This is a genomic window from Planococcus sp. PAMC 21323 (assembly GCF_000785555.1).
Classification (GTDB): domain Bacteria; phylum Bacillota; class Bacilli; order Bacillales_A; family Planococcaceae; genus Planococcus.
The window spans coordinates 2,460,307-2,483,580 of the sequence record NZ_CP009129.1; the positions used below are offsets into that span (position 1 = coordinate 2,460,307).

The 23,274-nt window shown below is 40.6% G+C and carries 25 protein-coding genes; all 25 read right to left on the reverse strand.

Translation table 11 applies throughout. The features are described from left to right. Positions 1-183: 183 nt before the first annotated feature. Positions 184-1,482, reverse strand: coding sequence for a UDP-N-acetylglucosamine 1-carboxyvinyltransferase (murA, locus tag PLANO_RS12130; RefSeq protein WP_038704703.1), 1,299 nt, complete (start codon positions 1,480-1,482; stop codon positions 184-186). 351 nt (positions 1,483-1,833) lie between these two features. Next, positions 1,834-2,067: a DUF1146 family protein gene (locus PLANO_RS12135; protein WP_038704704.1), complete on the reverse strand. Its 234-nt coding sequence runs from the start codon at positions 2,065-2,067 to the stop codon at positions 1,834-1,836. 453 nt (positions 2,068-2,520) lie between these two features. Continuing rightward, on the reverse strand, positions 2,521-2,925 hold the full coding sequence (locus tag PLANO_RS12140) for a F0F1 ATP synthase subunit epsilon (protein ID WP_038704705.1): 405 nt from the start codon (positions 2,923-2,925) through the stop codon (positions 2,521-2,523). Positions 2,926-2,949: 24 nt separating this feature from the next. After that, positions 2,950-4,365: a F0F1 ATP synthase subunit beta gene (gene atpD, locus PLANO_RS12145; protein WP_038704706.1), complete on the reverse strand. Its 1,416-nt coding sequence runs from the start codon at positions 4,363-4,365 to the stop codon at positions 2,950-2,952. Between the two features lie 104 nt (positions 4,366-4,469). Next, positions 4,470-5,327: an ATP synthase F1 subunit gamma gene (gene atpG / locus PLANO_RS12150; RefSeq protein WP_038704707.1), complete on the reverse strand. Its 858-nt coding sequence runs from the start codon at positions 5,325-5,327 to the stop codon at positions 4,470-4,472. Positions 5,328-5,374: 47 nt separating this feature from the next. Further along, positions 5,375-6,883: a F0F1 ATP synthase subunit alpha gene (gene atpA / locus PLANO_RS12155; RefSeq protein ID WP_038704708.1), complete on the reverse strand. Its 1,509-nt coding sequence runs from the start codon at positions 6,881-6,883 to the stop codon at positions 5,375-5,377. A 27-nt stretch (positions 6,884-6,910) separates the two neighbouring features. After that, positions 6,911-7,441, reverse strand: a complete 531-nt coding sequence (locus tag PLANO_RS12160) for a F0F1 ATP synthase subunit delta (protein WP_038704709.1) — start codon at positions 7,439-7,441, stop codon at positions 6,911-6,913. After that, the gene (gene atpF / locus PLANO_RS12165) at positions 7,438-7,959 is read right to left on the reverse strand and encodes a F0F1 ATP synthase subunit B (RefSeq protein ID WP_038704710.1); all 522 of its coding nucleotides are present in this window, start codon (positions 7,957-7,959) and stop codon (positions 7,438-7,440) included. Before atpF ends, PLANO_RS12160 begins: the two co-directional genes overlap by 4 nt. Positions 7,960-8,118: 159 nt before the next feature. Further along, a complete protein-coding gene (gene atpE / locus PLANO_RS12170; protein ID WP_008433003.1) occupies positions 8,119-8,331 on the reverse strand; it encodes a F0F1 ATP synthase subunit C in 213 nt (70 codons plus the stop codon). 58 nt (positions 8,332-8,389) lie between these two features. Beyond that, the gene (gene atpB / locus PLANO_RS12175; protein WP_038704711.1) at positions 8,390-9,100 is read right to left on the reverse strand and encodes a F0F1 ATP synthase subunit A; all 711 of its coding nucleotides are present in this window, start codon (positions 9,098-9,100) and stop codon (positions 8,390-8,392) included. Between the two features lie 27 nt (positions 9,101-9,127). Then, positions 9,128-9,499, reverse strand: coding sequence for an ATP synthase subunit I (locus PLANO_RS12180; protein ID WP_038704712.1), 372 nt, complete (start codon positions 9,497-9,499; stop codon positions 9,128-9,130). 3 nt (positions 9,500-9,502) lie between these two features. After that, entirely contained in the window at positions 9,503-9,724 is a 222-nt protein-coding gene (locus PLANO_RS12185; protein WP_038704713.1) for an AtpZ/AtpI family protein, read from the reverse strand. Between the two features lie 353 nt (positions 9,725-10,077). Continuing rightward, entirely contained in the window at positions 10,078-11,202 is a 1,125-nt protein-coding gene (gene wecB / locus PLANO_RS12190; protein ID WP_038704714.1) for a non-hydrolyzing UDP-N-acetylglucosamine 2-epimerase, read from the reverse strand. Positions 11,203-11,221: 19 nt separating this feature from the next. After that, positions 11,222-11,851, reverse strand: a complete 630-nt coding sequence (upp, locus tag PLANO_RS12195) for a uracil phosphoribosyltransferase (protein ID WP_038704715.1) — start codon at positions 11,849-11,851, stop codon at positions 11,222-11,224. A gap of 175 nt (positions 11,852-12,026) precedes the next feature. After that, on the reverse strand, positions 12,027-14,204 hold the full coding sequence (locus PLANO_RS12200) for a sensor domain-containing phosphodiesterase (RefSeq protein ID WP_038704716.1): 2,178 nt from the start codon (positions 14,202-14,204) through the stop codon (positions 12,027-12,029). A gap of 117 nt (positions 14,205-14,321) precedes the next feature. Further along, positions 14,322-15,557, reverse strand: coding sequence for a serine hydroxymethyltransferase (gene glyA / locus PLANO_RS12205; RefSeq protein ID WP_038704717.1), 1,236 nt, complete (start codon positions 15,555-15,557; stop codon positions 14,322-14,324). Continuing rightward, complete coding sequence (locus tag PLANO_RS12210; protein ID WP_038704718.1) at positions 15,544-16,128, reverse strand: TIGR01440 family protein; 585 nt, start codon at positions 16,126-16,128, stop codon at positions 15,544-15,546. Before PLANO_RS12210 ends, glyA begins: the two co-directional genes overlap by 14 nt. A gap of 12 nt (positions 16,129-16,140) precedes the next feature. Next, a complete protein-coding gene (rpiB, locus tag PLANO_RS12215) occupies positions 16,141-16,578 on the reverse strand; it encodes a ribose 5-phosphate isomerase B (protein ID WP_008432989.1) in 438 nt (145 codons plus the stop codon). Between the two features lie 147 nt (positions 16,579-16,725). Then, a complete protein-coding gene (locus PLANO_RS12220) occupies positions 16,726-17,154 on the reverse strand; it encodes a low molecular weight protein arginine phosphatase (protein ID WP_038704719.1) in 429 nt (142 codons plus the stop codon). Between the two features lie 21 nt (positions 17,155-17,175). Beyond that, positions 17,176-18,168, reverse strand: a complete 993-nt coding sequence (locus PLANO_RS12225) for an L-threonylcarbamoyladenylate synthase (protein WP_038704720.1) — start codon at positions 18,166-18,168, stop codon at positions 17,176-17,178. 89 nt (positions 18,169-18,257) lie between these two features. Then, on the reverse strand, positions 18,258-19,115 hold the full coding sequence (gene prmC / locus PLANO_RS12230) for a peptide chain release factor N(5)-glutamine methyltransferase (RefSeq protein ID WP_038704721.1): 858 nt from the start codon (positions 19,113-19,115) through the stop codon (positions 18,258-18,260). Continuing rightward, entirely contained in the window at positions 19,102-20,181 is a 1,080-nt protein-coding gene (gene prfA / locus PLANO_RS12235; RefSeq protein ID WP_038704722.1) for a peptide chain release factor 1, read from the reverse strand. Before prfA ends, prmC begins: the two co-directional genes overlap by 14 nt. 455 nt (positions 20,182-20,636) lie before the next feature. Further along, positions 20,637-21,230: a thymidine kinase gene (locus tag PLANO_RS12245; RefSeq protein ID WP_038704724.1), complete on the reverse strand. Its 594-nt coding sequence runs from the start codon at positions 21,228-21,230 to the stop codon at positions 20,637-20,639. A gap of 326 nt (positions 21,231-21,556) precedes the next feature. Further along, positions 21,557-21,772, reverse strand: a complete 216-nt coding sequence (rpmE, locus tag PLANO_RS12250; RefSeq protein ID WP_038704725.1) for a 50S ribosomal protein L31 — start codon at positions 21,770-21,772, stop codon at positions 21,557-21,559. Between the two features lie 150 nt (positions 21,773-21,922). Continuing rightward, positions 21,923-23,206, reverse strand: a complete 1,284-nt coding sequence (gene rho, locus PLANO_RS12255; protein ID WP_038704726.1) for a transcription termination factor Rho — start codon at positions 23,204-23,206, stop codon at positions 21,923-21,925. Positions 23,207-23,274 lie beyond the last annotated feature (68 nt).

Consider the following 23,274-nt stretch of genomic DNA (forward strand, 5'->3'; position numbering starts at 1 on the left):
TCAGTTAAGTAAGTCGCTATTTTCTACGTTACCTATGCGAATCAAGATTTCTTTCAAAACCTTCTCTTAACTGAATATTTTATCATAGTAAGGATTGTATATACAAAAATCTTCAAACTGTCTTATTTCATAAAAAAAGCTTGCGGAACTGGTAATCAGCGCCGCAAGCCGGTTATGAATATATTAGACCAAATGCTCAACTTTTTCTACTACTTGATCAGCATTCACACGCTCAATATCAGCGCCCAAAGATGCAAGTTTTAAATGGAAGTCAACGTATCCACGATCTAAATGATAAAGTTCTGTAACGCGTGTAATTCCATCTGCAGCAAGACCCGCAAGAATTAACGCAGCCGCAGCTCTTAAGTCTGTAGCAGCAACTTCTGCACCTTGTAATTTCGATGGACCTTCCATAATAACTGAACGTCCTTCGATTTTAACTGAAGCATTCATGCGGCGGAATTCTTCTACATGCATAAAACGATTTTCGAAAACCGTTTCTGTTAATACTCCGTTGCCAGTTGCAGTCAACATTAATGACATCATCTGAGATTGCATGTCAGTGGGGAATCCTGGGTGAGGCATTGTTTTAATATCAATTGAACGAAGTGGACGACTTGCACTAACGCGCAATCCTTCTTCAGTTTCTTCAATATTAACACCCATTTCGCTCATTTTTGAAATCAATGCCGTCATATGTTCAGGCACAGCGTTTTCGATGATTACATCGCCTTCAGTAATTGCAGCAGCGACCATAAACGTTCCAGCTTCTACGCGATCTGGAATAATGTAATGTTCTGCACCGTGCATTTCTTCTACACCTTCGATGCGCATTGTATCCGTACCCGCACCAATAACTCGACCACCCATTTCGTTAATGTAATTAGCCACATCAACAATTTCAGGTTCTTTAGCCGCGTTTTCAATGATTGTTGTACCTTCAGCTAAAGCAGCTGCCATCATAATATTTTCAGTCGCCCCGACACTTGGGAAATCTAAATAGATTTTTGCTCCACGTAGACGACCATCAGTTTTTGCTTCCACAAAGCCATTACCGAAAGTAATGCTTGCGCCCATTGCTTCGAATCCTTTTAGGTGTTGATCGATTGGACGTGAGCCAATCGCGCAGCCTCCTGGTAAAGCAACACGGGCAAAACCGTTACGTGCAAGAACCGGTCCCATTACTAAAATAGAAGCACGCATTTTACGCACATATTCAAATTGAGCTTCACTTGATAATGTTGCCGAAGAGTCAATCAGCATTTCGTTCTTTTCCGGGAAATATTCAACAGTTACATTTAAACTTCTTAAAACCTCTTGAATTGTATAGACGTCTGCTAAATTCGGTACTTCTTTAATAATACTTTTGCCATTTGAAGCGAGTAATGCTCCAGCCAATACAGGTAAAACTGCGTTTTTAGCCCCTTCTACCCGTACCTTTCCTTTTAACTTTTGGCCGCCTTTTACGATAATCTGATCCACTAAAATACCCTCCATATGTTTGATTTACATCTATATATTCCTATTTACAATATAAAGTCCAATGTCATTCTTAAGAAACAAAACCTTACTCATATTACCTTCTTTTTTAATAAAAATCAAGAAAATTTACTCTCAATTTGTTCTCTTTCCAATTCTAACTTCATATTGTTCGAATAACATAAAGCTTTTATGTCCGTTAAAGGAAGATAGTCATGTTTTATTAATAATCTATTAGTGCTTTTCCCCTTGTTATAACATTTAAACCTTATACAAGAAGTTTATTTCACAGGAAATAATTATATTGCCGTTTTGCCATAGCCATGAGTTTCAAAGACATGGCAAAATGGCAATTTAAAATAGGTATGGCAGTTGCCGTGACCAAGATGATATATTTAGGAAAAAAGTAGATACCATGGTCCCGATTGATATGCTTAGAAAAATGTAGAGGATTTGTGCTTGTAAAACATGGTGTTTGTGTATGAACTTATCAATCATCAATGCCCGCATCGCATAAAAAGCAACACCAGTAAAGAAGATATGGCTAAAAATTGATATTAACGCTGTCTGTCCAATCATCATTTCCATTTAGATCTTCCTTTCTTAGTTATAAATTTATTCATTAGAAAAAGCGAACAAAAGTCAATTTCCCTTCTGTCCGCTTTTACTTTTCTTACTGTCTAGTTCCAACGACCAACTCCTAGAGTCATAAGTTAATCCACCTGCGTGGCAAAGTGCGCCACACTGTTGGTCTGCCTTATGCCTGTCGGAGCTGAATGGCCGTTTTCACTTTTCTTACTGTCTAGCTTCAGAGCCCAGATTCTAGGGTCATAAGCCACTCTGACTGTGCGGCAAAGAACGCCGCTTCGTCAGCGCGTCTTATGCCCGTCGAATCTACACGGGCTCTTACGCTTTTCTTACTGTCTAGTTCCAACGGCCAACTCCTCGGGCCATAAGTCAACCCACCTGCGTGGCAAAGTGCGCCACACTGTTGGTCTGCCTTATGCCTGTCGGAGCTGAACGGCCGTTTTTACTTTTCTTTTAAACATTACCCTCATAAACGTTGATACGATTCATCGCACGCTTTAACGCCAATTCTGCACGTTTAAAGTCGATTTCATCTTTATTAGCCTGTAAGAGTGCTTCTGCACGTTTAGCGGATTCTTGAGCACGAGACAGATCGATGTCTGTCGCGCGTTCTGCCGATTGTGCAAGGATAGTCACTTTTTCAGGGCGGATTTCAAGAAATCCACCGTTTACAGCAACTAATTCTGTTGAGTTCTCTGTCTTCAATCGGACTGCGCCGATTCCAAGAGGAGCAACTGTTGGAATGTGACCTGGTAAAATACCCATCTCACCTGTTGCTGTAACTGCAATAACCATAGATACTTCTGAATCGTATACCGGGCCGTCGGGAGTGACAATATTGACTGTAATGGTCTTCATTTTTTTCCCTCCTGGTCCCTGGTTTTAGACTTCTACGCCCATGCCTTTTGCTTTTGCAATAACATCTTCAATGCGTCCAACTAAACGGAAAGCATCTTCTGGCAAGTGGTCATATTTTCCATCAAGAATTCCTCTGAATCCTTTGATCGTTTCTTGAACAGGAACATAAGAACCTTTTTGGCCAGTGAACTGCTCAGCAACGTGGAAGTTCTGAGAAAGGAAGTTTTGAACACGACGCGCACGGTTAACCGTTTGCTTGTCTTCATCACTTAACTCATCCATACCAAGGATTGCAATGATATCTTGTAGCTCTCTGTAACGTTGTAAAGTTTCCTGAACTTCACGTGAGATTGCGTAATGCTCTTCACCAACAATTTCAGGTGACAATGCACGAGAAGTTGAAGCTAAAGGATCTACCGCCGGGTAAATACCCATCTCAGAAAGTTTACGCTCAAGGTTAGTCGTTGCATCTAAGTGAGCGAAAGTTGTAGCCGGAGCCGGATCCGTATAGTCATCGGCTGGTACATAAATCGCTTGAATCGATGTTACTGAACCTGCGCTTGTAGTTGTAATACGTTCTTGTAATTGACCCATTTCTGTAGCAAGTGTTGGTTGGTAACCAACTGCTGATGGCATACGACCTAGTAAAGCCGATACTTCAGATCCTGCTTGTGTGAAACGGAAGATATTATCGATGAAAAGAAGAACGTCCGCGCCTTGTTCGTCACGGAAATATTCTGCCATAGTCAAACCAGTTAAAGCAACACGCATACGTGCGCCTGGTGGCTCGTTCATTTGACCGAAAACCATTGCCGTTTTCTTAATAACGCCAGAGTCGCTCATTTCAAAGTATAAATCATTTCCTTCACGTGTACGTTCACCAACACCAGCGAATACGGATAAACCACCGTGCTCTTGAGCGATGTTGTTGATCAATTCTTGGATAAGAACTGTTTTACCTACACCGGCACCACCGAAGAGACCGATTTTACCACCTTTGATGTAAGGGGCAAGCAAGTCAACAACTTTAATACCTGTTTCAAGAATTTCAACTTCTGTGGACAAATGTTCGAATGTAGGTGCAGAACGGTGAATTGGGTCACGGCGTTCTGTTAATGGAATTTCTTCCCCTAAATCGATAACTTCACCAAGTACGTTGAATACTCGACCTAATGTTACATTTCCAACTGGAACAGAAATTGCTCTGCCCAAGTCATTTACTACTGAACCACGTTGTAATCCATCAGTAGATTCCATCGCGATTGTACGGACTGAATCGTCACCAAGGTGAAGAGCCACTTCAAGCGTTAAAACTACTTGAGCTTGTCCGGGACGATCAATATTTACAGTTAGGGCATTGTAGATAGCTGGAAGTTCGCCATTAGCAAACTTAACATCTACAACCGGTCCCATAACCTGAAGAACGTGTCCTGTATTCATGCTGTTCCCTCCTGTCTTACGTTTTTAAAAACTTCTATATAAAGAAGTTCGCAATTTTATTGTTAGCAGAATTTAGTGCCCATTTACATGGGCACCTTGCATTTTTACTCTTGTGCAGATGCTCCGCCGACAATCTCAGTGATTTCCTGAGTGATTGCCGCTTGGCGTGCACGGTTGTATTGAAGTGTCAATCCATTAATCAAATCAGACGCATTATCGGTCGCGCTCTTCATTGCTGTCATGGAAGCAGCATGTTCACTCGCTTTGCCATCAAGAACAGCCCCAAAGATTAAGCTTTCTGCGTATTGAGGAAGAAGAACTTCCAGAATCGCTTCTGCTGAAGGATCAAACTCATATGAAGCAGTTGATCCAGTCGGTTGAATATCCGTCAGCGGCAAGACTTTTTTCTCTGTGACTTCTTGTTGAATTGCTGAAACAAAGTGATTGTAGTACATATAAACTTCATCATACGTACCATCTGAGAACATACCAACAGCTTTGCGCGTTATTTCTTTAATATCCGCAAACGTCGGATGATCCGGAAGTGCGATTGCACTTTCAAGAATCGTCATTCCTTGCTTCGCAAAGAATTCCTGACCTTTCCGGCCAACGCTCAGGATAACAAAGTCGTCATTAGAGGTGTGTCGTTCACGGATTCTACTCATAACTGTACGAAGAATATTACTGTTATATCCGCCTACAAGACCACGATCTGATGTAATCACTAAATAAGCGGTTTTCTTTACAGGACGAGCAATCATCATCGGGTTGCTAGTGTCTGATGACCCAGCTGCGATTGATGCTACTACGTCTTGAATTTTGTGCATGTATGGAACGAACGCTTTCGCATTTACTTCCGCACGGCTTAGTTTAGATGCAGAAACCATTTGCATGGCTCTTGTGATCTGACTTGTTTTCTTAGTTGACGTAATTCGGTTTTTTATATCGCGTAATGATGCCACTGGTATTTCACCACCTTATTATTTTTTCTTCGTATTCGAACTCTGTATTACTCAGATTTAGCAAATGTGCGTTTGAATTCGTTAATCGCTGCAGCAAATGCGTCATCAGCAGGTAAGCCTTGAGTTGTGCGAATAGTATCCAAAATTTCTGTGTGGTTTAGATCTAACCAGCTTGTCAATTCAGCTTCAAAACGAGAAATGTCTTTAATAGCGATATCATCAAGGAATCCTCGAGTTAACGCATAGAAAATAACAACTTGTTTTTCAACTTTGATTGGGTTGTTTAAATCTTGTTTCAAGACTTCAACAGTACGTTTCCCACGCTCAAGTTTCGCAGCAGTGGCAGCATCAAGATCTGAACCAAACTGAGAGAATGACTCAAGTTCACGGAAAGCCGCTAAGTCAAGACGCAATGTACCCGCAACTTTTTTCATAGCTTTGATCTGAGCTGAACCACCAACACGTGATACAGAAAGACCCGCATTGATTGCTGGGCGTACACCCGAGAAGAATAGATCCGACTGAAGGAAAATCTGACCATCTGTAATCGAGATAACGTTTGTAGGAATATATGCAGCGATATCGCCAGCTTGCGTTTCAACGAACGGCAATGCTGTGATTGATCCTGAACCAAGAGTTTCGTTTAATTTCGCAGCACGTTCTAATAAACGTGAGTGCAAGTAGAAAACGTCACCTGGGTAAGCTTCACGGCCTGGTGGACGACGAAGTAATAATGAAAGTTCGCGGTAAGCAGATGCTTGTTTTGTTAAATCATCATAGACGATCAACACATGTTTGCCTTCAAACATGAATTCTTCTGCCATAGTGATACCTGCATAAGGAGCCAAGTACAATAATGGAGCTGGTTGTGAAGCTGAAGCTGTTACAACGATTGTGTAATCAAGCGCTCCATTTTTACGGAAAGTTTCTACTACGTTACGTACAGTAGATTCTTTTTGTCCGATAGCTACATAGATACAAATCATATCTTGGTCAGCTTGGTTTAAGATCGTATCGATTGCAACAGAAGTTTTACCTGTCTGACGGTCACCGATGATCAATTCGCGCTGTCCGCGACCGATTGGCACAAGTGCATCAATCGCTTTAATACCTGTTTGAAGTGGTTCATGAACCGATTTACGGGCCATAACGCCTTGTGCAGGGCTTTCGATTGGACGAGTTTTAGTCGTGTTGATTGGTCCAAGACCGTCAACAGGTTGTCCAAGTGGATTTACTACACGTCCAATAAGTTCGTTTCCTACTGGTACTTCCATAATACGGCCAGTTCGACGTACTTCATCGCCTTCTTTGATGTCTTTGTACGGGCCAAGGATAATAATACCAACGTTGTTGGCTTCCAAGTTTTGCGCCATACCAATAGCACCAGTAGAGAACTCTACAAGTTCTCCAGCCATGATGTTGTCGAGGCCATGAGCGCGTGCGATACCATCACCAATAGTGATTACTGTACCAACGTCGTCAACTTTCATCTCTGATTGATAATTTTCAATCTGTTGTTTAATCAGACTGCTGATTTCTTCAGCTTTGATGCTCATGTATGTCACCCTCTCATAATTTCATAATTAACCGATTAATTGACGTTCCAGGTTCGCTAATTTTGTGCTCACACTGCTGTCGTAAATACGGTTTCCGATTTGAATACGCAATCCGCCAAGTAATGATGGATCGATAATGTTTTCAATTCGTAAAGATTGTTTACCAATTTTATTAGCGAAAACAGAAGAAATTGATGAGCGTTCTTCTTCAGTCAAAGGACGTGTCGAATAAACTTCCGCATCTTCAATTCCTTGTGCATTATTAGATAAATTAATAAACTCGTCTACCATTGAGCCGACTTCATTTAAGCGTTTGCGTTCTGCCATCAATTGAAGTGTGTTTACAACAAATGAATTTGCCCCATTAAACACTTCTTTGATCAAGTTTGTTCTTTTATCAGCCGAAAGTTTTGGAGAGACAATCAAATTGTAAAGTTCTGGAGTCATGTTAAAGACCTTTTTTACTTCACGTAAATCTTGTTCAATCTCCAAAGATGATTCATGCTTTTGAGCGACTTGGAACAATGCTAAAGCGTATCGTTCTGCAACTTGACTCACTGAACTTCGCCTGCCTTCGCAATCGTTTCGTTAATCAACTGACGGTTGTCTTCCTCAGAGATTTCTTTTTCAAGCACTTTCGTAGCAGCAAGTAGTGACAATGCCACAACTTCTTCACGAACAGCTGAAATAGCTTTATCTCTTTCGTTAGCAATTTCTTGCACTGCTGCTTCTTTCATACGACCAGACTCAGCACGCGCAGTTGTAATAATTTCCTCACGCGAAACTTCGCCTTGCTTTTTAGCGTTCTCAACGATTTCTTGTGCTTGCGTACGCGCATCTTTAAGAAGGCTACGCTGCTCTTCAAGCAATTTATGAGATTCTAGACGGCTGTTTTCAGCTGTTTCAATTTCACTCTTGATCAAATCTTCACGTTGCTGCATTATGCCCATCAAAGGACCCCATGCGAATTTCTTTAAAAGCAACATTAACCCAATGAAGATGACAAGTGTGACGAGAATGTCTCCAATATTCAAAAACTCCCCGGTTGCACCGAGTACGAGGTGATCAAAAAACACGATTGTTTCACTCCCTTCAAGAGCCTAAAATGCAATTTCTTCTATAGTAAGATCTTTAGTTATTATAAGATGAACTTTCGAAAGCAAATGTTGCATACAAGTTTAAATGGCGAAAACCATATAATAGCATCCCCACCATTTAACTTTTGTATAGGAATCCTATCGGTTCATTACGATGAACGCGATAACTACAGCGATGATTGGCAATGCCTCAACCAATGCAACACCGATAAACATTGTTGTTTGTAGAACGCCACGAGCTTCTGGCTGACGAGCGATACCTTCAACTGTTTTTGAAACGATAAGACCGTTACCAATACCTGCACCTAGTGCTGCTAAACCTACTGCAATTGCTGCTGCTAATAAACCCATTTTAAAATGTCCTCCTCAGGATAATTGTTTTTTTTTTGCTCTATGAGCGGTTTTATACTCAATGGTCGTCGGCAACTTTATGCGATAAATAAACCATTGTCAACATAACGAAAATGAACGCTTGAATTGCCCCGATAAATATCGAGAAGCCTTGCCATAACATCATTGGCAGGATAGCTGCTGCGAATCCAAAAACACTTAATGATGCGAGACCCGCTAACAAAGTTAACAAGATTTCTCCCGCATAGATGTTTCCGTAAAGACGTAGACCGAGTGTCAACGTATTTGCGAATTCCTCAATAATCTTTAGTGGGAATAAGAATGGCATTGGCTTTATATAGCCTCCGGCATATCCTTTTAACCCTTTCAACTTGATGCCATAATAATGACTCAAGATGAGTACCGTAGCGGCTAAAGTCATTGCTACTGTTGGATCAGCTGTTGGTGATTTCCACCAAAGATCTCCGTTAACAACTATTGCAAATGGAAGACCTAACATGTTCGCAACAAAAATGAACATAATTAAGGTGATTCCAAGAACATGGAATCGGCCACCATCTTTCCAATCCATATTGCTCTTAATAATCCCTTTCACGAAATCCATGATCCATTCCATGAAGTTTTGCATGCCCGTTGGTTTAAGCTGCAAATTCCGTGTAGCGAAAAAAGCAATAAGGAAGACGATAAGAGCGGCTACAAGTAGCATCATAACGTTTGATAGGTTGAACCAGATCCCGAACACCTTGAGCATAGGAGCGCCATGTTCCACGATAGTTTCACCTCTCTTTCCACATTGTTAATGGTGTTTCACGTGATAAACAATCCGCTCTGTTAACAACAGAGCATAAGGGACCATCAACCCTATTACTGCACTGACCAAGTGAATGTGCTCTGCGAATAAAATAGCAATCGCTACAGCAGCAATACCTGATGCAAACCGTAATGCCGTTCCAAGCGAACGAACTTTCGAGCCTTCAGCCACCGCACGGTCAAATTTCTCCATCCGACGAACAAGAATCCACATGTTATAAATGCCGAACAAAGTTCCGATTATGAGACCCGCGAACACTTCTTGATAAGAGGTAAACCCCCAACCAATAACGTAGAGCGCTAAGATGAAAATAATCATCTTTTTTAGTCTTGTGTATATCTCCCTAAGTCCATCCATTTTCTACTTGTCTCCTGATTCGAATTTGCGGACGGTCTGAAGCATTGCCCAAACACCGGCAGTGATGCCTATGAATAGGCAGATGATCATGAAAAATGGTGCGGTTCCAATCTTTTCATCGAGCCACATACCCGTGAACACCCCGATGAGTACAGACCCGACAAGTTGTGACAGAATGGCACTATAAATTGCCATCGCTTGTAAGGGCTTTTTTGTTGGGCGCATGACAACCCCCTTGAACCTCGTTGATTTGACATTATACCCTCAAAAAGAGCAGTCGCATCAGGCTTCCACCTACATAATCTATGTAAGAAAACCATCTCATGCATACCCTTTGTAAGCATACATTAGGGGTAAAATCATGTCAATTAGTAGAAGTGAAAAACTTCACAAGCGATTTTTCTCTGACATATTGTGGACAAATTTCAACAAAAAAAAGTGGAATTGGCCGTTTTAGCTCTGACGGGCTTAAGACAGAATGGCAAAGTGGCGCTTTTTGCCACAAAGCCAGGCTGACTTAAGACCCCGAAGAGCTGGCCGATGCAACTAGACAACAAAAAAAAGTGGAATTGGCCGTTTTAGCTCTTCAGTTTTGAAAAATACACATGAAGTGCTTCAACAATTCGTGCAGATGCTTTGCCATCTCCGTATGGATTTGATGCTTGAGACATCGCTTTGTAAGCAGCTTCGTCTGTCAGCAATTCTTTCGCCATTCCGTAGATTGTTTCTTCATCTGTGCCGGCAAGTTTCAACGTTCCTGCCGTAATGCCTTCAGGACGTTCAGTCGTATCACGTAAAACTAAAACCGGTTTTCCAAGTGACGGTGCTTCTTCTTGAATCCCACCAGAATCAGTCAGAATAAAGAATGAGCGTGCCGCAAAATTGTGGAAATCCAAAACTTCTAGCGGTTCGATCAAGTGTATACGAGGATCACGCCCTAGTACTTCATCCGCAACTTCACGGACAGCTGGATTCATATGCACTGGATAAACCACTTGAATATCGTCATGCTCTTCAATCAAACGCTTGATGGCACGGAACATATTGCGCATTGGTTGACCGAGATTTTCACGACGATGTGCTGTCAGTAAAATCATCCGGTCGCTACCCATCTTCTCTAAAATTGGGTGCGTGTATGTTTCGCGGACGGTTGTTTGTAAAGCGTCGATCGCCGTATTACCAGTAATATAAATCGTTTCTTCTTTTTTATTTTCATCAAGCAAGTTTTGAGCTGACTTTTCAGTTGGTGAAAAATGAATATCTGCCATGACTCCCGTCAATTGACGGTTCATTTCTTCAGGATATGGCGAGTATTTGTTATGCGTACGCAAGCCAGCTTCCACATGTCCCACCGCTACCTGGTTGTAAAAAGCAGCTAGGCTCGCAGCGAATGTTGTCGTCGTATCACCATGCACCAAAACAATATCTGGCTTTGCTTCTTTCATTACCGCATCGAGTCCTTGCATTGCTCGCATTGTTACGTCGGTCAATGTTTGGCGATCTTTCATGATATTTAAGTCAAAGTCAGGTGTGATTTTAAATGTTTCTAGTACTTGATCCAACATTTCTCTGTGCTGTGCCGTTACCGTTACAAGTGGTTCAATGGTTTCTGGATGTTTTTGAAGTTCTAAAACAAGCGGCGCCATTTTAATCGCTTCTGGTCGCGTACCAAATATCGTCATTACTTTCCATTTTTTCGTCAAGCTGATTTACCTCGCTCTCTTATTTTGTTCCAAATAAGCGGTCGCCAGCGTCTCCAAGACCTGGGACAATATATCCTTTTTCGTTAAGTTTTTCATCTAATGCCGCGATGAAAATGTCTACATCCGGATGCGCTTCTTGTAAAGCTTCTACACCTTCAGGAGCTGCAATAATACACATAAAGCGAATTTTAACAGCGCCTCGTTTTTTCATCGAATTGACTGCTTCAATCGCTGATCCGCCAGTAGCGAGCATTGGGTCAACAACGATAAATTCACGTTCTTGAACATCGGAAGGCAATTTCAAGTAATATTCCACTGGTTGTAATGTAACCGGATCACGATACAAACCAATATGGCCGACTTTTGCCGCTGGAATCAATTTTAAGATTCCATCTACCATACCAATTCCTGCGCGCAAAATAGGGACTACGCCTAATTTCTTTCCTGCAAGAACATTTGACTTTGCCATTTGAACCGGTGTTTCCACATCAATTTCTTCTAAGGGCAAATCGCGCGTGATTTCAAATGCCATCAATGTAGCAATTTCATCCACCAATTCACGGAATTCTTTTGTCCCTGTCGACTTATCACGGATGTGCGTCACTTTATGTTGGATCAATGGATGATCAAAAACATATACTTTTCCCACGGCCTATCTCTCCTTTTCAAACATTATCTTAAATAGTATAACAGAAAATCTTTCGTTCAAGTTGTCAGATTCTGCTTTGGCATTATTCAGTTATTTCCGCCTATACAAATATTCTCAAAAAAAAACCAGAGAATAAATCTCTGGTTTTAAGATTAAGGATTATATTTTTTTCATTTTAAAGGAGATAAGCTTCGTCAAGAGACATTGGTTTGTAAAACAAATACCCTTGCCCTACTTTACACCCTAGACTCAATAAAATTCTTCGTTCTTTTTCTGTTTCTATACCTTCCGCAACGGCATGCATATTTAAATTATTCGCAAGTTGAATGATTGTATGGACAATCGCCAACGTTCCTGCTTCGTCCATATTTGAAACAAAAGAACGGTCTATCTTCAATTCTTCTATAGGTAACTTCTGAAGATAACTGAGTGATGAATAGCCTGTTCCAAAATCATCAATCGCAGTTGTAAATCCAAAGTATTTCAAGTTCTTAAAAATTTTATTAGCTGTCTCAATATCAACAAAGCCGATACGTTCTGTAATTTCCAATCGAATCCATTTTGGATCTATGCCATACATAGAAGTCATGTTCATTAAGTTTCTAACAAATGAATGATGGAAAAAATGTTCAGCTGATATATTGATGGCTACTTGTCTTAGCTTTAATCCTTGATCCGCTCTTTTTTTCATCCACCCTAGCACTTGCTCTAAAATACTTTTTTCTACCAAACGTATTTTGCCATTTTTTTCAGCAGCCGGTATAAAAATATCAGGGGGAATCACACCTAAATCTGGAGATGTCCAACGTGCCAAAGCTTCAAAACTCAAAATTTCGCCAGTTTCTAAATCAACTTTAGGTTGCAAGTGAACAGCGATTTCATTGCGGTTTAATGCTACTGTTAACTCGTTGGCAACTCGCAAGTCTCTCATCAAAAACTCATCCAGTTCACTTTCAAAATAACAAATTGCCTCGCCGGTCCGTAGCTTTGCTTGTGATAAAGCACTATCCGAGCAGCGGATTAACTCTTCTGAATCTTTTTGGTGTGGCATTACGATAGCGACACCAATTTTCAAGGTTAAGAACAATTCCATGTCCCCAACTTTGATGGGATCAGTAAACCCATGCATCAGTTGTTCCAAGTAGTCTGGTATTTTAGTAAACGGAGTTATGCTGTACATCGATAATGTAGAATCTGAAAATCGAGCAATCAAGTTTTCTGAGACATTTTGATGCAACATTAATCGTCTGCCAATTTCGGTCATGAGTGTATCTCCTGCACGGTGCCCGTATTGATCGACTACTTTTGTATATTCATCTGTTGAAATAAAAGCGACAAAACCTTCTTTGCCAATCTTCAACAATTTATCAATTTCATCTCTAAAATAATTACGGTTAGGTAAGTTCGTATCCCCATCACGATAAGCTAATCTTAATATTTCTTCATGTTGATGTGAGTACTTGATGGCTAAAGACACAATCGAAGCCACACCTTCCATGAATTTCAAATCTTTATCGTATGGAATAGCTGTTGCTGGAAAATAAATACCAAATGTGCCAACCACTTCATCTTCCACACTTAGTATTGGAATAGACCAACTTGAAACTAAGCCATGTTGCTCTACTAATTGTTGATGGTTTCTCCATAAATAATCCGTAGTCATATCCTTAACTACTACCGGCTGACCTCTATGAAATGCAGCTCCACAAGTGCCGATATCTTCCTCTACTTTTAACCCAATAATCTCTTCTTCAAAGCTTTTGGGCATTGATTCGGTAGCACCAATCGTATAAATTCTTTCTTCATTATCGATTAATAACACTGTGCACTTTGCACCGTCAATAAAGAACGATTCACATGTATCACAAATATTTTGAAGGATTGAACTCAACTTATTACCGTTTTCTATTTTTTTGTACGTTTGCTTTTGAAGCTTAACTAAAGCTTCTGTACGCTTTCGTTCAGTAATATCATTTTGAAGCAATAAAGTAAATTTGAGATTTTTTTCTGGAAACGTTAATGGTTGGATTGATAATTCATTCCAAAAAGGTGTTCCGTTTTTGCGGTAATTGATAATTTCAAAAATCCCTGTTTCTCCTTTAGCTATGCAGTCATGTATAGTTGCACCTACTTCTGGAGAAGTTTTTTCTCCGTGAAGAAAACGCCCGTTACGTCCTAACGTCTCTTCTTCACTATAGCCAATCATTTTAAAGAAAGCTTCGTTTGCATAAACAATTGGTTGTTCTTCTATTTCAGAGTTAACGACTAAGAACGATGTATGAAATTTAACACCGAGACGGCGTAGCCACTCTATGATTACATTTTTGTCATTCATTAACTCATGCGTATGCATACGACGCGCCTCCTTTTTTATATGTATATATTATTATAGTCCTCGTTTTTTAGAACTTACTTCTATTATAGTATAAAAATACAGCTGCCAACATTTTTATTTGGCAGCTGTGTGAACTTATTTATATAATGCATGCGCGGCAGTTAATTTTGCAACACGTTCTGCAGCTTCTTTTTTAACATTTTCATCTTCTGGTTTTTTTAGAAGCATTGCCATAATCATAGCAATTTCTTTCATGTCTTCTTCTTTAAAACCACGCGAAGTAACGGCAGCAGTTCCTAAACGGATTCCAGAAGTTACAAATGGGCTTTCCGGATCGAAAGGAATGGTATTTTTGTTTGTTGTAATACCGACTTCATCAAGAACATGTTCTGCCACTTTCCCCGTTAAGTTTAACGAGCGAAGATCAAGCAATAGTAAATGATTGTCTGTGCCGCCAGATACGATATTTACACCTTCTGCAATTAGCGCTTTTGCTAATGCATCAGCATTTTTCACAACTTGTTCAATATAGGTTTTAAATTCTGGCTTTTGCGCTTCACCGAATGCTACAGCTTTTGCTGCAATTACGTGCATAAGTGGGCCGCCTTGAATTCCTGGGAAAATTGTTTTATCGATTTTTTTCGCAAATTCTTCTTTGCAAAGAATTAATCCACCACGTGGTCCACGTAATGTTTTATGCGTAGTCGATGTAACAAAATGAGCATGTGGAACTGGATTAGAGTGAGCACCCGTTGCAACGAGACCAGCGATATGAGCCATATCAACCATCAAGTATGCCCCGATTTCATCAGCGATTTCACGGAATTTAGCAAAATCTAATTGACGCGAATATGCGCTTGCTCCAGCAACGATCATTTTGGGCTTGTGTTCTAATGCCACTTGACGAACTGCCTCGTAATCAATCAATTGCTCTTCTTGAGTCACACCGTACTCAACGAAATTATATTGCATACCACTGAAATTTACTTTGCTACCATGCGTTAAATGCCCGCCATGGTTCAAGTTCATCCCAAGAATCGTATCGCCTTTTTCTAAAACCGCTGTGTAAACTGCCATATTGGCTTGCGATCCAGAATGAGGTTGAACGTTCGCGTGTTCCGCACCGAAAATTTCTTTCAGGCGGTCGCGAGCGATGTTTTCAACAACATCTACATGTTCACAGCCTCCGTAATAACGTTTACCCGGATAGCCTTCTGCATATTTGTTCGTTAACACCGATCCTTGTGCATCCATTACCGCTTGTGAAACAAAGTTTTCAGAAGCGATTAATTCGATATTGGCTTCTTGTCTTTCTTTCTCTGCATTCATCGCTTCATATACTGCTGGGTCTTGCGCCTTAATCAATTCCATCCGTATATCCCTCCCGTGATTGAACAAGCTCACGATTATAGCGTGCACGTTCACCACCAATTAATTTTGGTCGTGTCGTTGCGGAAGCCACAATCGCTTCACCTACTAGTTTAACAGAAGTACGTAACGGAACGGCAACTCTTTTTAAATGCATGCCAATCATTGTTTGTCCAATATCTATTCCCGCATGCGCCTGAATTTCCTCTACCACTACCGGATCAATCATCTTACTAAATGCATGTGCACTCAGCGATCCGCCCGCTTTTGGTGCCGGAATAACAGCGACAGGCTCCCAACCATATTTTTCAGCTGCTCGACGTTCTACTGTCAAAGCTCGGTTAATATGTTCACAACCTTGGAACGCTAAAAAAAGATGGTGGCGAGCTGCGAATTTTTCTAGAGGTTCAAACAAACTTTCTGCAATATCAAGTCCGCCGCCTGTTCCGATGCGCTTACCTGCTACTTCTGATGTTGAACAGCCGACTACAAACACTTGGCCTTTCCTGAACTCGATCTGCTGCTCAAATTCGCTTAAAACCTCTTCAAGTTGCAATTGCCATAAAGTTTGCATGTCGACTCCTCCTTATTTTTCGAGGTCTGTGATTTTTTGAATGCGTTTTTCGTGTCTGCCGCCTTCAAATTCTTCAGTCAACCAAGTTTGAGCTATTTCACGAGCAAGTCCTGGACCAATTACACGCTCACCCATCGCTAAAATATTAGAATCATTATGCCCTCTTGTCGCTTTTGCACTGAAGACATCATGAACAAGTGCACAACGAATGCCTTTGACTTTGTTGGCAGAGATGGACATGCCGATACCTGTTCCACAAATCAAAATTCCACGATCAAATTCTCCACTTGCTACACGATCTGCTACAGGTTTTGCATAATCTGGATAGTCTACTGAATCGTCAGTATGTGGACCAAAGTCTTGGTATTCGATACCAATTTCATTCATTAAGTTAACGATTTCTTTACGCAGGTTATTGCCGCCGTGATCTGATGAGATTGCCACTTTCATAATAAACCCTCTTTTCTTGAAATCAAATTTATAGATCCGTAAAAGCGGCTTTGTCGAATTATGCCGAAAACCTTTTACGCTTTAAATCAATTCTACCATTTTCACGCAAAAAAGACAGACTAGCCTCTCGGATTGTCTGCCTTTCGTTTACGCTATTTTCATGATTAGTTTATCAATTAGCAATTTTAACTCTTGAAACGTTTTTTCATAAAGTGGAATTGGTCCCCCATATGGATCACTAACATCCTCTGTTGAACCAGCCGCAAATTCTTTTATAGTAAAAAGCTTTGTTGCTATTTCCGGATAAGCTTGTAATATTGCTGTTTTATGAGAGTTGGTCATTGTCAACACAAGTTCTGCCCACTCCAAATTTTCACTACTTAATGGTTTTGAAGTATGACTAAAAGAGATTTGTTGTTGGTTTAATACCGACTGCGCATTTTCAGAAAGAGGGGCTGTTCCTGCAAATATACCTGCAGAACGAGCTTCTACTCCTTCTACTTTTTTGGCGGTCAAAATTGCTTCGGCCATCGGACTGCGGCATGTATTCCCTGTACAAACAAAAAGAATTTTCATTGTGCCTCTCCTTTCACCTAATCAACTAAACCACTTGTGGTCTGCAGCTTTTTCAAGTCTGTTCATTAAAGCATCTTGGTCTTGTCCATCCGATTTAACTGTCGCCAAAATCAAATCGATGTTTGCTAAATCACAATCTCGCAAACTAGCATATAAACTTTCCATCGATAATGGGAAATTAAAATCCGCAATTGGATAATCCATTTCACTAATAACCGCTACACGCTTTCCTTTTTCTTGGACATGTTGGATCGCTTTTTCAATCAACCCTTTTTTGTCTTCAATCAAATATAAAGGTGCGGTCGGTGCATAATGCATATATTTCATGCCTGGTGATTTGGGCACATTGTCTTTATTTCCAGACGATGTACGAATTGTTCCGATCACTGTTTCGATTTGCTCTTTTGTTATTTTCCCTGGGCGCAATATAACGGGTGGTTCACAAGTCATGTCTAAAACCGTAGATTCAATGCCAATTTCTGTAGCTCCACCATCTAAAATTAACGGAATTCTTCCTTCCATGTCGTGAAGAACATGTTTTGCCAATGTCGGACTTGGCTTCCCACTCGTATTTGCACTTGGTGCAGCTAAAGGTAATTTTACTCTTTGCAATAATTTTAATGCGACGGGATGGTTTGGAACTCGAACTCCAACTGTTTCAAGGCTTGCTGTTACGTTACTCGCAAAAGTTTCTGGCTTTGCTTGCATAATTAACGTTAAGGCACCTGGCCAAAAAGCATCCATACATTGCAATGCTTTTGGAGAAACTTCCTGGACATAATTTAATGCCGATTCTTTTGAATCAACGTGAACAATTAAAGGATTATCTGCTGGACGTCCCTTTGCTTCAAATATTTTTGCAACGGCTTCAAAGTTTGTTGCATCTGCCCCTAATCCATAAACTGTCTCAGTTGGAAAAGCGACAACTTCGCCTATTTCCAATTTACCAACAGCCTGTGCATAACTTTTTTCTTCATCCACATTTTTATCCACAACAATCATTTCCGTTTTCACTCGAACAACTCCTATTTTTAAGGGTTTTTCACTTTTTACCCACAATCTGTGGATAAAAACATGTGGTTTGTGCGTAATTTGTGTATAAACTACTCAATTATCGCAAAAACCATTCGGTCGTTTTTGTTGATATCTTTTTTACAATAAATAATCGCTTCTGGAAAAGCCTCTTTTAGCATCTTTTCTACCGCCGCACCTTGTTGATAACCTATTTCAAATCCGATAATTCCAGGTTTATTTAGCAATTCCGGAATTTGTTTCGCCATTTTTTCATAAAGAGCTAATCCTTCATTATCTGCAAACAATGCATGATGCGGTTCAAAATCGCGAACACTATCTGATAATCCTGGCGCTTCTGTATAAGCAATATAAGGAGGATTAGATAAAATAACATCCCACTTTTGGTTTTCGATCGGCTTTGTTAAATCACCTAATCGAAAATCGATTTCAGCATTCAACTCTTCTGCATTTTGTGTAGCTGTTTTTAGCGCAGGCTCAGAGATATCTGTAGCTGTAACTTGCGCTTGTGGCAATTCACATTTCATTGTAATGGCGATAACGCCACTCCCTGTGCCAATATCAGCAATAGCTATTTCTTTTTTTGTCAGATGTCGATCAATCAGTCGCAGTGTTTCTTCTATTAACTCTTCTGTTTCTGGTCTTGGAATTAAAACATCTGCGTTAACATGAAACGATCTGCCGTAAAACTCTTCCGTACCCGTTAAATGTTGAACAGGAATTCCTTTTGCATGCTTTTCAATATTTGCCCAAAAATTTTCTAGTTGTGTTTCATTTATTTCATCACGCATCGATGCGATCAACCCGGAATAAGAAAGACCTAGTTCATGTTGGAGAAGAATACGCGCTCCTCCTTCTTCACGGCCGTGTTCCAGTAAAAAAGAAGAAGCCCTCTTCAGGGCCTCATAAACGTACTTAAGCTTGGTCATTATTGAGACTTTCCATACGAGCAGATTGCTCTTCAATGATTAATGCATCGATAATTTCATCCATTTTCCCTTGCAAAATCTGATCTAACTTTTGAATCGTCAAGCCGATTCGGTGGTCAGTTACACGGTTTTGAGGGAAATTATATGTGCGAATTCGTTCAGAACGGTCGCCCGTTCCGACTGCTGATTTACGGACTGCATCGTACTCAGCTTGTGCTTCTTGCTGGAATTTTTCATAAACACGCGCACGCAATACTTTCATTGCACTTGCTTTGTTTTTGATTTGTGATTTCTCATCTTGACATGTTACTACTGTATTCGTCGGAATATGCGTCAAACGAACAGCTGACATTGTCGTGTTTACCGATTGTCCACCTGCTCCAGAAGATGCATAAGTATCTGTACGAATATCATTTTCATGAATATCTACTTCTACTTCTTCAACTTCCGGCAAACAAGCCACTGTAGCCGTTGAAGTATGGATACGTCCGCCTGATTCTGTTTCCGGAACGCGTTGAACGCGGTGAGCGCCGTTTTCATATTTCATTTTTGAATAGGCGCCTTTACCGGTAATCATAAAGACGATTTCTTTAAAGCCGCCAAGTCCAGTTGGATTTGAATCCATCACTTGCACTTTCCAGCCATTCGATTCAGCAAAACGCGTGTACATACGGTATAAGTCTCCTGCGAACAATGCCGCTTCGTCCCCACCTGCTGCTCCACGGATTTCCATAATAACGTTTTTGTCATCGTTCGGATCTTTTGGAATCAATAATTTGTGAAGACGTTCTTCCACCACAGAAACCTGTTGGTCGAGTTCGTTCACTTCTTCTTTGACCATTTCGCGCATATCGGCATCCATTTTCTCGTCAAACATTGCTTTGGCTTCAGCCAATTGCGTTGTTAAATCTTTGTATTCACGGTAACTTTCAACCGTTTCTTGTAAGTCTGATTGTTCTTTTGAATAGTCGCGAAGTTTGTTGGTATCACTGACGATATCCGGGTCACTTAACAATTCATTTAAACGGTCATACCGATCTTCTACTGATTGTAATCGATCAAACATAGGTGTCACCTCAAGTTCTAATTTTTGGTTATTTATTCTAATGAAGAAATCGCTCCAGGCGGACGCTTTCGGGCTCACAGGATGTGAGTCATGCAGCAGGTGCGACAGGACGTCGCACCTGCTGCCAGGGGGGGCCGGCTTCAGCCGCTTCCCTCGCTCCGCTTAGTCCAGGGTCTTCAGCTCGTCCTAATCCCCTAGGAAAGTCATTGAACGAATGCAATTCGGCCAATGGCTTTGCGACGAAGCTAGCGAAGCGATGCAGGAGCATATCTTCGCACTTCGCCGCCTTCCGCTTTTTCTTCTAAATATGCTGTAAAACTTTATAAGCAACAATTGCTTGTAATCTAAGTATGGGATATGGAGAAACGAATCAGAATCTCCGCTAGTTTGCTTTATATCTCATTAATTATTATTGAGAATTTCAAATAATAATTGGATAGTAATTTTTTCAATATCTATTCGCTAACTGTTACACCAGTTGGAACTTCGTGATGATGGCGGCAGCGTGGTTCGTATGCTTCTGAGGCACCTACTAAAATAGTTGGGTCATCTGAGCCTGCTGGCTTTCCATCGATTAAACGTTGCGTCCGGCTTGCGGGAGAACCACAAACTGTGCAAACTGCTTGAAGTTTTGTAACTTGCTCGGCGATTGCAAGTAAAGCTGGCATCGGTCCGAACGGACGACCTCTAAAGTCTTGGTCTAGTCCAGCAACAATTACACGAAAACCGTGATTAGCGAGTTTCTGAACATTTTCGATAATCGCTTCATCGAAAAATTGCGCTTCATCTATCGCAATCACATCGAATTCATCTGTGATGTAATCCCACATTTCAGAAGAACGAGCAATGGGTAGCGCAATCACAGTTGCACCATTATGCGAAACAACCGCTTCTTTGCTATAACGGTCGTCGATTTTTGGTTTAAATACAGCAATCTTTTGTTTTGCGAATTGAGAACGGCGGACACGGCGGATCAGTTCTTCTGATTTCCCTGAAAACATGCTGCCGCAAATCAGTTCAACCCATCCCGTTTGTTTCATGACATACATAGGTGAGACCCCTTTCAAACACTCAGTTATTTTACTCTTACCGTGGCTTTTGCTATATAAATAGATGATGTAGATTCCTTATTAAATCAGCAAACACTCTATTTTTACCACGTAAGCTTTCTATTAATCATACCAAAATAATGCTGCATTCTGCTGATTTTTTGGCATATGTAGGTTATTTTTTCGGATTTAAAACGAAAAAAATACCCGCCAGGCGTTTTCGCGCGAGGCAGGTATAATTTTAATTGATACTTGAAAGCAAAAGACTGGATGATGGAAATTCGCAAATTGAAAATTCCCAATTCCAGTCTGACGCTTAGCAAGTATTACTCGTTGATTTCTTCTTTTAAGCCGTATTTTTTGTTGAAACGATCTACGCGGCCATCTGCTGCTGCGAACTTCTGACGTCCAGTGTAGAATGGATGACATTCAGAGCAAAGCTCAACGTTGATGTTTTCTTTTACAGAACCAGTTGTGAAAGAGTTCCCACATGAGCAAGTTACTGTAGCTTGTTTGTATTCTGGGTGAATTCCTGTTTTCATAATAATTTTCTCCTCTCGCCCTGAACCATCTGGAACAGAGTTTAATCTATTTTACTATTGCCTTACACGGTTCTTCAGACCGTATATGCAATAGCCTTGGTTTAAATCACTAGTAATATCATATCAAGTATCTAGATATTTTGCAAGTAATTAAATCATCTTCTTGTTGTTTCGATGCATTTTCATCTCAGTAGCCAGTTGCTCGAAAAATTCTTCATTCGTATTGGTTTGTCCTAGTTTCTTCAAGAATCGCTCTCCGAAATCATGCGAATCAGAGAAAGTTTTTCGAATTGACCAAAGCTTTTCAAGTTGTTTTGGTTCAATAAGCAATTCTTCTTTACGTGTACCCGAACGGCGAATATCAAGTGCTGGGAAGATACGGCGCTCAGCTAAAGAACGATCAAGGTGCAGCTCCATATTGCCTGTTCCTTTAAATTCCTCGTAAATAACTTCGTCCATGCGTGATCCGGTTTCAACCAAAGCAGTGGCTAATATTGTTAAGCTGCCACCTTCTTCGATATTCCGTGCTGCTCCAAAAAAGCGCTTAGGTCTATGGAAAGCAGCTGGATCAATTCCTCCTGATAGTGTACGACCACTTGGCGGAATAACCAAATTATATGCTCGCGCTAAACGTGTAATAGAATCCATTAAAATCACGACATCGCGTTTATGTTCAACAAGACGCATTGCACGCTCAAGAACGAGTTCTGCCACTTTTACGTGATTTTCAGGTACTTCATCGAACGTTGAAGATACAACATCAGCATCTACAGAACGCTCGATATCTGTTACTTCTTCTGGACGTTCGTCAATTAATAACACAATCAATTCTGCTTCTGGGTGATTAGTTGTAATAGAATTAGCGATTTCTTTTAACAGCATTGTTTTACCTGCTTTAGGCGGAGCTACGATTAATCCACGCTGACCAAATCCAACCGGTGAAACTAAATCCATAATACGTGTAGATAAATGCGCCGGTGTTGTTTCTAAACGTATGTGGCGATCTGGGTAAAGTGGTGTAAGTCCTGGAAAGTGAACGCGTTCTTTTGCCACTTCTGGATCTTCACCATTTACTGCTTCTACTTGAAGTAATCCAAAATAACGTTCATTTTCTTTTGGTGGGCGCACTTTCCCTGAAACTTTGTCCCCGTTTCTTAAATCGAAACGACGTATTTGTGAAGCAGAAATATAAATGTCCTGTGAGCTTGGCGAGTAATTGATTGGTCGCAAGAAACCAAAGCCTTCGGATTGAATAATTTCAAGAACACCTTCCATAAAGAAATAGCCTTCTTGTTCTGCGCGTGTTTTTAAAATCGCAAAAATAAGTTCTTTTTTAGAAAGCTTGCTGTAATTCGTTAGTTTGTATTCTTTTGCTAAGTTATAAAGTTCTTTTAAGGTCATATTCTCCAATGAGGAGATTGTAATCGTTGCCATTTTTTCGAACACCACTCTTATTCGGTTTATTTTTTTGGTTTGTAACTCTTTTGAGGATCGGTAGTGAA

What these genes read in the sequence shown, in the direction of transcription:
- PLANO_RS12135 (WP_038704704.1), bottom strand. Translation starts at nt 2,067, where the DNA reads ATGGAAATGATGATTGGACAGACAGCGTTAATATCAATTTTTAGCCAT.
- PLANO_RS12140 (WP_038704705.1), bottom strand. Translation starts at nt 2,925, where the DNA reads ATGAAGACCATTACAGTCAATATTGTCACTCCCGACGGCCCGGTATAC.
- atpD (WP_038704706.1), bottom strand. Translation starts at nt 4,365, where the DNA reads ATGAATACAGGACACGTTCTTCAGGTTATGGGACCGGTTGTAGATGTT.
- atpA (WP_038704708.1), bottom strand. Translation starts at nt 6,883, where the DNA reads ATGAGCATCAAAGCTGAAGAAATCAGCAGTCTGATTAAACAACAGATT.
- atpE (WP_008433003.1), bottom strand. Translation starts at nt 8,331, where the DNA reads ATGGGTTTATTAGCAGCAGCAATTGCAGTAGGTTTAGCAGCACTAGGT.
- PLANO_RS12180 (WP_038704712.1), bottom strand. Translation starts at nt 9,499, where the DNA reads ATGGATGGACTTAGGGAGATATACACAAGACTAAAAAAGATGATTATT.
- PLANO_RS12185 (WP_038704713.1), bottom strand. Translation starts at nt 9,724, where the DNA reads ATGCGCCCAACAAAAAAGCCCTTACAAGCGATGGCAATTTATAGTGCC.
- PLANO_RS12200 (WP_038704716.1), bottom strand. Translation starts at nt 14,204, where the DNA reads ATGCATACGCATGAGTTAATGAATGACAAAAATGTAATCATAGAGTGG.
- glyA (WP_038704717.1), bottom strand. Translation starts at nt 15,557, where the DNA reads ATGGAATTGATTAAGGCGCAAGACCCAGCAGTATATGAAGCGATGAAT.
- PLANO_RS12210 (WP_038704718.1), bottom strand. Translation starts at nt 16,128, where the DNA reads ATGCAAACTTTATGGCAATTGCAACTTGAAGAGGTTTTAAGCGAATTT.
- rpiB (WP_008432989.1), bottom strand. Translation starts at nt 16,578, where the DNA reads ATGAAAGTGGCAATCTCATCAGATCACGGCGGCAATAACCTGCGTAAA.
- PLANO_RS12220 (WP_038704719.1), bottom strand. Translation starts at nt 17,154, where the DNA reads ATGAAAATTCTTTTTGTTTGTACAGGGAATACATGCCGCAGTCCGATG.
- prmC (WP_038704721.1), bottom strand. Translation starts at nt 19,115, where the DNA reads ATGACCAAGCTTAAGTACGTTTATGAGGCCCTGAAGAGGGCTTCTTCT.
- prfA (WP_038704722.1), bottom strand. Translation starts at nt 20,181, where the DNA reads ATGTTTGATCGATTACAATCAGTAGAAGATCGGTATGACCGTTTAAAT.
- PLANO_RS12245 (WP_038704724.1), bottom strand. Translation starts at nt 21,230, where the DNA reads ATGTATGTCATGAAACAAACGGGATGGGTTGAACTGATTTGCGGCAGC.
- rpmE (WP_038704725.1), bottom strand. Translation starts at nt 21,772, where the DNA reads ATGAAAACAGGAATTCACCCAGAATACAAACAAGCTACAGTAACTTGC.
- rho (WP_038704726.1), bottom strand. Translation starts at nt 23,206, where the DNA reads ATGGCAACGATTACAATCTCCTCATTGGAGAATATGACCTTAAAAGAA.